We start from the raw sequence: 11,793 nt of genomic DNA, 5'->3' as shown, positions 1-11,793 counted from the left end.
CTGGACGCAGGGGGTGAGATGGTTACGAACGAAGAGGTAATGACAGCGCTGAAAGATTGCTACGATCCAGAGATCCCGGTCAATCTTGTAGACCTCGGACTGATCTATGATGTTCGCCTGAAACCAACGGCTCTGCCGGGCAGCGACGGACAGGACGTAGAAGTGGATATGACGCTCACCGCGCCCGGGTGCCCCGCGCACACCATGATCAGCGAGCAGGTGCGGCACAGATTGCTCTCACTGCCAGGCATCAAGGACGCAAATGTAAATGTTGTGTGGAGCCCGCCATGGACTCCGGAGAGATTGAGCGACGCCGCGAAAAAGCAGTTGGGAATCGAATAGCCAAAGAATACAAAATCAAAGGCCCCGCTGGAATCGAGCGGGGCTTTTCTGTATAGACCTGCATAGTCGCGGATTTTAGCTGTATTCCTGACGCATCTCGTTGTAGGCGGCCATGCTGCGGCGTTCCGCTTCTTCGGCAAAACGTTCGCTGAGTTTGGATAGCACGGCAAAGATCTGGGTAGCGCGATTGACGTACTCGGGCGCGTTCTCCCAGACGTCTTCGAACTTCTCTGGATATTCCGAGGCGAGCAAGGCGAGTCCGCCCGCGGCCATCGCTACGCCAACTGGGCGGCGTCCGGTCATGAACAGCACTGCGCCGGCTCCAAGCGATCCAAACACCAGCGCTTTCTTCCAATTCTGCATATTCGTCCTCCGGTCACGTGAGCGGGTAGCAGCCGCAATGGGCATGCGTGCAACGTCAACGATACTTAGAGCAACTCAGCAGCTGAGCCGTTGCACCCGGCAGAGGAAAAGACCCGCCTTGGGCATTGCACTCTACAAGTGTGCCGCGTACCCTTTGCAACGCCAAGACAATCCACGGCCAACTCCAGTCGCCAAGTCAGTCAAAGATACCACCGAAGTCGGTTGTTTGACCGGTACTCGAGGCCGGAGTGCAGGATGCGCGACTCCGGGAAATGGCCGGAAATAAACAAATTACATTCTGAGTGGTAAGCTGTAGGGCGAAGTAGAAGTTGCTATGAAGTGTCGCCTGCAACCCATGACAACGTTGACCCCCGAGACGGTACGAGCCGAAATCGAGAAATTCTGGAACGCATTCACAAGTAAATCTGCCGAGGCGCTGGAGGAGTTCTACGCGCACGAGTCAAGCGTTTTCGGCTCCACGGCAACCCGGCCTGAGCCGGGACGCCTTGCGGCGACGCGACGCAAGCGTGAGTACTTCACCGCAAATTCCCAACTTCGCTCGCAAGTGGGCCTTATAGACATTGTCATGTTGGGCGATACGGCGGCAGTGGCGAGTTATACGTTTCAGTTCCACGCTTCCAGGATAGCGACTGCGACCGCAAAGAGTTCCGACGAACACATCTTGCATGGCCGCGCGACACAGGTCTTTGCCGTGGACCACGACGGCTCAATCCGCATCTTCCATGAGCATTTCTCACTACCATATACGGCTTGAGACGCGCCGCTCGGCTGTGCATCAGGTTATAATGTTCTCGCGCGCCCGTAGCTCAGCTGGATAGAGCGATTGCCTCCGGAGCAATAGGTCGGGAGTTCGAATCTCTCCGGGCGCACCATTTATTCTTTTCCGTTTATCGTGTCTGGAGACCTCCCGCGTTATTGCGACCAGCGCTCGGTAAATCCCATCACATCAACGTTCATCCTGATTCATTGCTGCTTCCAGTTCACCAGATACAGCCTCTCCTGCCTCGGGCAGAAGAACTTCCAACCGCTGTCGGTCAGGTATGCGGGATCCTCTTCCATCATGTAAACCTTCTGGCCACCCCATTCCGGCACAGCAGTCTGCGTATTCAACTCGATCGAGATGTATGAACCTTTGCGCAGACGCTTGGCATCGGCCGAGGAATCCTTTGTCTGCGAGGCGCGGAAGTCGATGCTTGCGCCCAATCCGTGGCCCTGATTGCCGAGGGGATGGCTATATATCTTGGCCTCGATTCCCTTCTGCTTCATCTCTTCCATCGTAACGTTGTAAACCTCACCTGCCGGACGGCCCGGGCGCGAAGCGCGGAGCATGAGCACATCTTGCAGCATGTTGGTGTTATGCAGGGCGCGCTCCAGGCCGGCAGGCGCTCGGCGTTCGCCTTTCCGCAACACATAGGCCATCTTCTGCCAATCAGTGTTCAACCCCATGTAGGTGATGCCAAAGTCGACGTGAAGGACGTCGCCGGGCTGGATGACCGTTGCCTCTTTCGCTACGGCGAGGAAGCCGTGCGAGGTCTCGTTCGGCACGTCCTTTCGCTGCACGCGAATGTCCGGCTGGAACCAGGTGGTCACTCCGTGAGCCCACAGCTGGTCGTAGAGCCATCGGCGAATGTCGCCGACCGTAGTCTTGCCAGGCACGATGACTTCATTCGAGAGCGCGCGGCGGGTCAGCAGATCGGTCAAATAAAGGACGTCGTTGTATGGCGCCATTTCTTCTGGAATGCGAGTGTCGAGATACTCCTCGATCAGGTCCTCAGCACTGACGAATCGTGACGTCGCCTCCGAACCCATCGCCGCCGATAGGAACTGGTAACTGTCGTGAGTGAGGCTTCGTGTGACACCCCGTTTGCCACCGATGCTCAAAGCAATCCTCTTCGGCCGGTACTTTGCATAGAGTTCCGCCAGGACCCGTTCAGCCGGTTTGTCTTCTTCGGAAATTTCGAAGAAGGGCCGCAGATTCTCATCCCCAAAGCGCACGACCGCGACCTTCTTCAATCCCTCTTTCCCTGTGTCGAGAAATGCAAAAATATCCCGATTGCCTACGTAGGGACGCGGCGGCGCAATGAATTCCGTAAGCGGATCGTTGTGAAACTCTTCATTCAAAACAATGAACATGTCGATCCCACGGGTACGCATCATCTGTAAGAGCATTTCGTAACGCTTGGGCAACCAGCTTTCCCGCATAGCGATCTGCTGTGAAAGCGGCAACAACTTCGACGGCTGGCGTTCGGCGGCGTCGCTCCCGAGCGACGCGGCGAAAAAGCAAAAAAGCGTCACGATGGCGAACTGGCGCCGGAAACTCATTCGCACATGTCGAATTGGTACAGGACTGTTGACTCGCAAAAGCTGCTACCTCGATTCGCGAAGCCTCGAGATGATCTTGTTAACGACAGTCATGATGGCGCGCGTCTGCATCTGCTCGTTGCTGCCGCCAAAGAGTCCGGCAGAGGCTGAGCCCTCTTCGGTGAAGGCCAGAACCGGCTCGGCTGTGGCGGCATCGCGCAATATAACCTGAACCTTGATCCGCGCGGCCCCTCCAAACGTAAACTGGCGCCGGAGGCGATTGCCGCGCCTGTATCCCACGATAGTGGCAAGAAGCTCAAGCTTCTCACCAGGTTCGCTACCGGTTGCAGGAACAGTTTGCGCGTTTGTGCTGCCGGCATCAATGACTTCGGAAAAGAGTTTCGCCTTTTGCAAGCGAGAGACGAGCACGCGATGCAGAAGCAGATTGTCGCCGCCCGGGAACTCTGTGGTCTCGTTGCTATTTACCACAGGGATGCTGCGCACGACCAACAGCTTGTATGTAGCAATGGGCTTTTTCGACTTGGCCCCACGACGCGAAGTTGCGCCACTGCTGGCATCGACAGGATCGCCAGGCCGCAACTGCCTTCCCACGGCGTTTGACGCCTCGATCATCTGCTTAGCTGTTGGCGGGAAGTAAGCGGCACCGCGAGTGCGGAATGCAAGCTGCTGCAAGGTCTCCTGCAACGCCACATCGCTACCGGGGGTGGCGACGAAGTAGAGCGCCACCGGTTGCTTTGCCCGCGAACTGGGTTCGAGCGTAGCTGGGGAGATCTTACTCGCCGAATCCATTCCGGCCACGAATACCACAATTGCGATGTTTTCGTTCGCCGCGTCATTGCGCAGATGATCTGCCGCGACCGCGATGGTATCGAACAGTGCAAATCGACCGTCGCGCCGTAGCCGCTTGGAAGCGTTTAGCACGACGGAAGCGTCTCCCGTGAAATCCTGTACCAGGACGGGCTTGTCGCTGGTTGAATAAACGCAGAACTCGTCTTCGGCTGTGAGATTGGTTATGAGGGCTGCGACACTTTTCCTAAGTTCGCCGGCTCGCTTGCGCGCCGTTCGAGACGTATCGACCACGATGGCGACGGAGGCTGCTTCGTGAGCGGAAGCGCGTGCCGCAGGCTCTTCTGCTGGCGCGTCGGCCGTGTCCTGCGCGACGGCTGCGTTGGAATACAGAGCCGCAAACAGTACCGCGACGAACAGCTTGCGCGACTGGGACAACGACATACAAACGCCTTCGGGTGGGATGAAGCTTCGGCAAGTTAGATTCTGCGCGGCGGGAGAGAGTTGGTGGGGGTTGCCGCACGGGCCAGGATAGCCGGGTACACACGATTTTGTGACCACGCGTGCAGGCGCCCGCAGGTTTCAATTCTGGCCAGCTACCCTGCGTCTAGCTTTTCACGCCGCCAAAGCATCAGCCAGATCGCCGCTGGAACTGCCGGAGCAGATCAACCTCAGCGGAGCGCAATTTACTCATCAACTCTCAAGCAAATTCGCTACTTCTTCACCGTCTGTTGCGGCTTGGGCGGAGGCCCCACATTGGGCGGAAGGGTTCCGGTGAGAGCCTCCATGAAGGCCAGCAGATCGGCGCGCTCTTGTCCCGTCAGGAAGCCGAGCGGGTGAATTTGCTTGTCGAGATGCGGATTGGAGTTTGTGCCACCTATGTAGAAGTCGAGAACGCTTTTCAGCGTCTGGTGACTTCCATCGTGCATGTAAGGAGCAGTAAGCGCGATGTTACGCAACGACGGCGTTTTGAATGCGCCGCGGTCCGCGTCCTGGTTCGTGATCTGGAAACGCCCCTGATCGGTAAGGCGCTCGCCATCCACACCAACGCCGATGTTGTGAAACTTGTTGTCCGTAAAGAGAGCGTGCTTGTCCTCGACCGTGTGGCAGTTAGCACAGTTCCCTTTCTTCGTGTCGCGGAAAAGCGCGAACCCACGCTTCACGGAATCGCTGACCGCGCGCTCATCGTGTCCGTAGTACCAGCGATCGAAAGGAGAGTCGCCGCTCACAACCGTGCGCTCAAATGAGGCGATAGCTTTTCCAACCATCTCGAACGTGATAGGGCCGGAACCAAAGGCTTTCTCGAACTCCGCACGATATTCGGGATCGGCGGAGAGGCGGCGCTCAACTCCCTTCAGCGTGTGAGCCATCTCGACAGGATTCTCAACCGGACCTTCCGCCTGCTTCTCGAGTGAGGCAGCGCGTCCATCCCAGAACTGCGTCGTGTAGTAAGCCGAGTTGAATACCGTGGGCGAGTTGCGCACCCCGGTCTTGCCGTTTACGCCCGTGGAGACAGGCTTGGGATCGCCGAAGCCGCGCTCCGGATCGTGGCACGTGGCACAGGAAACGGTGTTATCGATCGAGAGAGATGTGTCGTAGTACAGGCGACGCCCGAGAGCAATAGTTTCGACTGTCGGCGGATTGTCGGCCGGGATCGGGACAGGAGGCAAGCCCAGCGGCGCGACAATAGCCACAGGCGTTCCGCGAGGGACTGCGTGCCGAGGTTCCTCCCGCCACGCATACGCAAACAACAGGGCCGCAACAATGGCGGCAGAGACCAGAAGGAACAAGGGCTTACGAGGACTCATAAGGACGTACGCGCCAATTGGATGACTTAGCAGAGCCGATAGCTGAAGCTAAGGAATGAACGACTCTGCTTATGGTCTCATTCCGCCGCTGTGGTTTACAAGCCTTACCTCAGAACCAACAGCCGCGCCGGAGGCTAACGCACGAAGACTTAAGCGCTCTTTACCATACCCTTCGGCTTGCTGGCCTGTTGGTCGGCGCGACGCTCCTGGCGCTGCTCCGAGATTACGGCCGAGATGCCGAGCACTCCCATGACGAGAAAAATCAAAGCGACGGCCAAAGCTATTACGAGGATTGGCATACTGACACCCCCACCTAGCGATTCTGTCCCCGTGGTTACCTGCGAGCCGTGACGCCTGTCACTAGCACACGTGACACTAAGGGGACCGGCCACCCCGGTACTCGTGACCGCAGACGACATACCTATCTGCGGCGGCGCTAGGAGATGAACCTCAGGCGCGTGGAGGGATGACGTAGAAGACGATTGCGAAGTAGTGGCAGACGCTTCCGCCGAGCACAAATAGATGCCAGACGGCGTGCGCGTACCGGCGCTGCGAGGCAAAGAAGATCACGCCGATCGTGTAGAACATGCCTCCGCCTAGCAGCCAGAGGAACCCGTGCCAATTGAGTGCATGAAGCAACGGCCTTATGCCCAAGACGGCGAGCCAACCCATGACAATGTAGAGAGCGGTCGAGAGTATCGCGAAGGCGTCCACGGCAAAAGTTTTGAACACGATGCCCAGGATGGTTAGCCCCCAAATGGTGCCGAACAGTGACCATCCCAGCGGACCGCGCAGATGGATCAGGGTGAAAGGCGTGTAGGTTCCTGCGATGAGCAGGTAAATTGCGGAGTGATCGAAAACGCGAAAGACACGTTTAACGCGAGGCCCTTGAACGGTGTGATAGAGCGTAGAACTAAGATAGAGCAGCACAAGCGTTGCGCCGTACACGCTGCAACTAACGACGTGCCAAGCGGTGCCACGCAAGGCGGCAAGCACCACCAAGACGACCAGGCCCGCGATGCTAAGCAGAAGCCCTATACCATGAGTGACGCTATTGGCGATTTCTTCGCTAAAATGAACGGCCTGTTCTCGCGTTGGATGCATTTCTTACTGCACACTAGCACAGTTTGAACCGTGTATACAGGACGCCGTAAGCGCCACACACACGCCAAGCTCGTGCTGGAACGGAACAGAAGACTCGGAACGCGCTACTTAAATTCGGCGAGCCGTGCGTCAACGTGGGCCAGTTCGCGCTTGAGCAGTTCGTTATAACGCTCGTTCGCGGAACGCTCTAATTGCTCCACCACTCGCGCGCGCGTCATCTTCAATGCCTGGATGCTGCGCAGCTTTGTCGCGTTCTCAAGGTGACGAATGCGATCCTGCTCTTCTTGGGTTACGGATGTTTCGGTTGCTAGACTCTGCTGTTCATCAACGGACTTACTTTCCCAACCTCTTGCCATACTCACTATTATAGGAGAATTGCTGGTCAAAAATCACTCGCGATACGAAGAAGTACAGAAAAAATGAACGAAACGCTTGTCTCACGCACGATGATCCCGTGGAATCGCGCTGCCAGGATTGATGAACGATCGCAATTCCCGCTGGTTTCCGGCATGCCCAAGAGGATGCCAATGCAGCCATTGGTCACAACTGCTCTTCTCTGTTGTCCGGCCAGCCGTATGCGTGACTGTGCATCGGGAACCCGCGAAAATCGTGTGCGAGCTTAGCGCAGACGGGTGAGCTCCTTACGCGCTTCGTCCAGCTCGGGGTTCATGCGCAATGCGGTTTGCAGTTCAGCGACAGCCTCCTGCTTGCGACCCATCTTTTGGTACACCTGCCCTAGCTTCCAGTGCGCGAAAGCAAGCGACGGCGCGCCGCCCTCGGGCTCTTGCGAGAGATACTTCCGCAGGTAACGCTCGGCGCGCGGCAGATCTCTGTCATTACCGGCAAGCACGCGTGCTGCTTGGAAATAGGGCTCAAGGTTATCGGCGACGTTCTTCTCGGCTGCAACGAGAGTCGCATCCAAGGCGACCCAGTCGTTGCGGAGCGCGAGCAGCGAAACCATCGCGACATAGGCGTTCACGCGGCCAGAGTCAAGCTTGAGGGCGGCGCGCAACTGCTGCTCGGCTCGGTCGTAGGCCTTCTGCGACTCGGAGGCGTAAAGGCGCGCCAGCGCGAGGTGTGCGGCAGAACTTTTCGGACTGGCTTCGATGGCCTTCAGGTAAAGTTTTTCGAGCTTGTCTGTTTGCTTCTCATAGCGCGCAATCGACGCCTGAGCCATATAGCCCTCAACCGGGTCGAGACGGAAAATCTCCTCAGCTATGGCCCGGGCCCGCGTTCGGTCGCCCCCGGCGATGCTGGGCGCCTGAAGGTAATACTCCATGAGTCCGATGCGGGCATCGACATTCTTCGGGTCGAGCGCAGCCGCGGTTTCAAGTTCCTTCTTGATGCCGCGCGCCAGCATAGCCTGCCTGAAGAGGTTGGCCTTTTGCGCGATTTCTCCCTGTATCTCAGCAAGCGCAAGGTGGTATTCCGCCTTGTTCCCGTTCAATGCCACGGCCCGTTTTGCGAAGTCAAGGGCAGCATTCGTCTCGCCGAAGGCGAACCGGATGCGTGCAAGCAAGTAGAGAGTGTGCGCGTCCTGCGGATTCGACTTGTACTTCTGCTCGACAATGACACGCGCCTGCTTCCAGCGGCCATGCTCAATAAGCTGCTCGGGCGTAGTAGCTGCCGACGCCATAGCGGCGAGCAGGCAAACGCAGGCGAATAAACGCGCAGCGGCGCGGGCGGCATAAGTTGTACTTAAGGTCATTCTGAATTCAGGCTTCCATCACTGACGATTCGGCTCCAAAGAATAGTTCATTGTACGAGAACCGTTCCGGCCGGGATAGGCCGCCGCGCAATGGATTACTGCATGATCTTTGCTCCGCGAAAATGGCGCATATAAACGCGCATGTGATGGTCTGGGAAGTTCGCATTTTGCAGGCGCGCCATGACCGCGTTTGCGCGGAGTACTGGCTCAAGATCAACCTGCACCTGAGCTACTTCACGTAGTTGCGCCAAGTCCTCGCGGATTACCGTCGGCGATACGGCCGCGGCGAGCACCTCGACGTCTGGGACCTCGACGACGACAGCGTCAGCCATGCGAGTTTTGGAAGCGTCCTTGCGCGCGGCGAGGATCGAGTTGGAATCGCTCGGCACCACGTTGGCTTGGGGCGGCCCGGAACTGCACTCCATACACTTGCTGGCGGAGGCGGCCGCAACAGGCGTCTGGGCTTGCGGCGTGGATTCGGCCAAAGGTTTTCGACCTGCCAACGCAGCGCGACTGATGAGGTTGAGGCCCGCGTTCGTGTCGCCGGAAATCATCTTTAGCTGACCAGCGATGTACAACACCGCGGGATTGTTCGTCACGGTGTAAAGCGCATTGTGGTATGCCGCTCCGCCCATCGCTATTGCCGAACTCAGAACCGCGATTATCAACGTGTTGCGTCCCATCTCTTGCTCCTCAATTCGCCTGATATACAGACGGAGTCAGAAGCCGATGGTTAGTGCTGGTTCCTTATTTTTTTGTTAAGCCGGATCAATTCTGGTTCGGAGCCGCAGCTCCTGTGGTACGGCGAGGAACAGCAAGTTTCTCCAGAATTTGTGGCGCAAGCTGGGAGACGCTGCCTGCGCCGAGCGTCAGGATCATCTCCCCGGCACGCGCAGACTCGACGACGGACTCGACTGCACTTGCGAAGGAATCGGCGAAGTCAGCCGGATGCTCGTTGCCGCAACGTATGCGCGCTGCCAGGCTTTCAGCGCTCACGCCTTCAATTGGTTGCTCGCTTGCCGCGTAGATCGGAAGCACGCAAACGGTATCGGCATTCCGGAACGCGTCGGCGAAATCCGACATCAAAAGCTGTGTTCGGCTGTAACGGTGAGGCTGGAAGATGACATGAATCCGCTTATAACCGCAACCGCGCGCGGCCGCAAGCGTCGCGCGAATCTCCGTCGGATGATGTCCGTAGTCGTCAATGACGTCAACACCTGCAGCGTTTCCCCGTAACTGAAAGCGCCGGTCCACCCCGCGGAAGTTGGCCAATGCCTCGCGAATGTGATCGGGGGCGACATCAAGGCCAATGCCGACCGCAATGGCAGCCGTCGCATTCAGAACATTGTGGAGACCGGGGATGCGCAGAATGAATTTCCCCAAATCCTGCCCCTTGAAGTTGACGCGGAACTCGTTGCTGATCCCAGTGGAACCCGCCGGGCGTGCCAGCAACTCAACCAGGAAATCCGAGCCCTCGCGCGTGCCGTAGGTCACTATACGGCGTTCCGCTCGCGCCAGAATCGCACGAAGGGCATCGTTGTCATTGCAGGCGACGACCGTGCCGTAGAAGGGTACGCGATCCATGAAGTCGAGGAACGTTTGTTCCACGTCCTCCATGTCGCGATAGCAATCCATGTGCTCGCGATCGATGTTGGTAATGACTGAGAGGATCGGTGACAGCTTCAGGAACGAGCGATCACTCTCGTCGGCTTCCGCGACCAGATAGTGCGACTTGCCAAGCCGGGCGTTGGAACCCATGGCATCGACGCGTCCTCCGACAACGACCGTCGGATCAAGTCCTCCAGAGGCAAGGACGGCTGCAACCATGCTGGTCGTGGTTGTCTTTCCGTGCATGCCCGCGACGGCGATTCCGTACTTTAATCGCATCAGTTCGGCAAGCATCTCGGCCCGCTGGATGACGGGCAAATGCAGCCGGCGAGCTTCCCTGACCTCAGGATTTTCGCGGGAGATGGCAGAGCTGGTCACGACAACTTCCGCGCCATGCACGTTCTCTGCGCGATGCCCTTCGGAGGTGATTGCCCCAAGTGAAGCAAGACGGCTGACCGCAGGCGACGCCTTCAGGTCAGAGCCAGAAACCTTGTAGCCGAGCGTGAGCAGCACTTCGGCGATGCCGCTCATGCCGATGCCGCCGATTCCTACGAAATGTATGCGTTGAATTTTCGCGAACATGGGAGTGCCGAAAAATGAAGATAGCACGTCCGTAAGGGGGATGCGGAGCGCATCCTGCTATTCGTGCTGGCTCTGTACGTCCGCAGGAATTCCGGCTACGCGAGCGGCAATGCGCGCAATGTGCGCCGCCGCATTCGCGTGTGACATGCGTCGTGCGGCCTCGGACATATGCTGCAAGCACTTGCGATCACGAAGCAGCCCCGCTACAACATCGACCAGGCGCCCGGGCGTGAGTTCCTTCTCGGGGATCAGCATGGCCGCCCCGCCGCGCGCCAGGGTTTCGGCGTTGCGGCGCTGGTGATCGTCGGTTGCGGTAGGGAGCGGCACAAAGATTGCCGGCTTTCCAGCGGCTGCGACCTCGGCCACAGTGCTCGCACCGGAACGGCAGACCAGAACATCAGCCGCAGCAAATGCGCAGGGCATGTTGTCGATAAAGGGTGCGACCTCGGCGGAGATGCCGGCCTTGACGTACTCGGCCTGGACCTCCAGGTAATCGCGTTCCCCAGTTTGATGGATGATGTGGATACCGGGCACGCGTTGGTTCAGCGACGCAAGCGAATCTGCCAGAACGCGATTCAATGCATGTGCCCCCTGGCTGCCTCCGAAGAGTAGCAGCGTAGGAGGCGTGCCCGCCGGACGGGGAGGCACACGGAAGAACTCCTGGCGAACTGGAACGCCCGTCACTTCACAATGGCCGAACCAGCGGCAAGTTTCCTCGAAATGCACGGCCGCCGCCGATGCCATTGGCGCGACGAGCTTGTTGGCGAAGCCGGGAACCACGTTGGGCTCAAACACCACAGTCGGCAGGCCCTTAAAGGAGGCAGCCAGCATGGCTGGCCCTGAGGCGTAACCGCCGACGCCGATAACGACATCAGGGCGGAAATCGTCAATAATGCGCCACGCGGCGGCAATGGCACGCGGCAGGGCGGTCACGGTTTTCAACCGGGTTGCCAGGCTGACACGCTTCAGCGCACCGACTTCCACCAGCTTAAGTTCATAGCCGGCAGCCGGAACCAGGCGCGTCTCCATGCCGCGAGCCGTGCCCACGAAGATCACTTGCGCGTTATATTGCTCACGCAACTCGTTCGCAATAGCGAGTGCGGGAATGACGTGTCCACCGGTTCCTCCGCCTGCCAGAATCGCGCGCAT

Annotated in this window: 13 protein-coding genes and 1 tRNA gene; 3 read left to right on the top strand and 11 right to left on the bottom strand. The window is 58.3% G+C overall.

Going from position 1 to position 11,793, the window contains the following annotated elements:
- Positions 1-18: 18 nt before the first annotated feature.
- The gene (locus VN622_15550; protein ID HWR37275.1) at positions 19-342 is read left to right on the top strand and encodes a metal-sulfur cluster assembly factor; all 324 of its coding nucleotides are present in this window, start codon (positions 19-21) and stop codon (positions 340-342) included.
- 75 nt (positions 343-417) lie between these two features.
- Here the strand turns inward: VN622_15550 and VN622_15545 are convergent, their stop codons facing one another.
- A complete protein-coding gene (locus VN622_15545) occupies positions 418-705 on the bottom strand; it encodes a hypothetical protein (protein ID HWR37274.1) in 288 nt (95 codons plus the stop codon).
- 355 nt (positions 706-1,060) lie between these two features.
- Here VN622_15545 and VN622_15540 point away from each other — a divergent pair, with 355 nt between their 5' ends.
- Entirely contained in the window at positions 1,061-1,480 is a 420-nt protein-coding gene (locus tag VN622_15540; protein HWR37273.1) for a nuclear transport factor 2 family protein, read from the top strand.
- A gap of 41 nt (positions 1,481-1,521) precedes the next feature.
- Positions 1,522-1,598, top strand: a tRNA-Arg gene (locus VN622_15535).
- Between the two features lie 91 nt (positions 1,599-1,689).
- Here the strand turns inward: VN622_15535 and VN622_15530 are convergent.
- From VN622_15530 to murG, 10 genes are all read right to left on the bottom strand, one after another.
- On the bottom strand, positions 1,690-3,048 hold the full coding sequence (locus VN622_15530) for a M24 family metallopeptidase (protein HWR37272.1): 1,359 nt from the start codon (positions 3,046-3,048) through the stop codon (positions 1,690-1,692).
- Positions 3,049-3,093: 45 nt separating this feature from the next.
- Positions 3,094-4,278: a VWA domain-containing protein gene (locus tag VN622_15525; GenBank protein ID HWR37271.1), complete on the bottom strand. Its 1,185-nt coding sequence runs from the start codon at positions 4,276-4,278 to the stop codon at positions 3,094-3,096.
- A 269-nt stretch (positions 4,279-4,547) separates the two neighbouring features.
- Positions 4,548-5,528, bottom strand: a complete 981-nt coding sequence (locus VN622_15520) for a cytochrome c peroxidase (protein ID HWR37270.1) — start codon at positions 5,526-5,528, stop codon at positions 4,548-4,550.
- A gap of 263 nt (positions 5,529-5,791) precedes the next feature.
- Complete coding sequence (locus VN622_15515; GenBank protein ID HWR37269.1) at positions 5,792-5,941, bottom strand: hypothetical protein; 150 nt, start codon at positions 5,939-5,941, stop codon at positions 5,792-5,794.
- A gap of 151 nt (positions 5,942-6,092) precedes the next feature.
- Positions 6,093-6,746: a hemolysin III family protein gene (locus tag VN622_15510; GenBank protein HWR37268.1), complete on the bottom strand. Its 654-nt coding sequence runs from the start codon at positions 6,744-6,746 to the stop codon at positions 6,093-6,095.
- Between the two features lie 104 nt (positions 6,747-6,850).
- Positions 6,851-7,102, bottom strand: a complete 252-nt coding sequence (locus VN622_15505) for a hypothetical protein (GenBank protein ID HWR37267.1) — start codon at positions 7,100-7,102, stop codon at positions 6,851-6,853.
- A 263-nt stretch (positions 7,103-7,365) separates the two neighbouring features.
- Positions 7,366-8,454 (bottom strand): tetratricopeptide repeat protein, encoded by a 1,089-nt coding sequence (locus VN622_15500; GenBank protein ID HWR37266.1) that lies wholly within the window; start codon positions 8,452-8,454, stop codon positions 7,366-7,368.
- Positions 8,455-8,549: 95 nt separating this feature from the next.
- Positions 8,550-9,137: a hypothetical protein gene (locus VN622_15495; GenBank protein HWR37265.1), complete on the bottom strand. Its 588-nt coding sequence runs from the start codon at positions 9,135-9,137 to the stop codon at positions 8,550-8,552.
- An 85-nt stretch (positions 9,138-9,222) separates the two neighbouring features.
- Positions 9,223-10,644, bottom strand: a complete 1,422-nt coding sequence (gene murC / locus VN622_15490; protein HWR37264.1) for a UDP-N-acetylmuramate--L-alanine ligase — start codon at positions 10,642-10,644, stop codon at positions 9,223-9,225.
- Between the two features lie 57 nt (positions 10,645-10,701).
- The gene (gene murG / locus VN622_15485) at positions 10,702-11,793 is read right to left on the bottom strand and encodes an undecaprenyldiphospho-muramoylpentapeptide beta-N-acetylglucosaminyltransferase (protein HWR37263.1); all 1,092 of its coding nucleotides are present in this window, start codon (positions 11,791-11,793) and stop codon (positions 10,702-10,704) included.

The sequence above is a fragment of the Clostridia bacterium genome, assembly GCA_035561135.1.
Taxonomy (GTDB): Bacteria; Acidobacteriota; Terriglobia; order Terriglobales; family Acidobacteriaceae; genus DATMYA01.
This window is presented reverse-complemented; position numbering and strand designations above follow the sequence as displayed.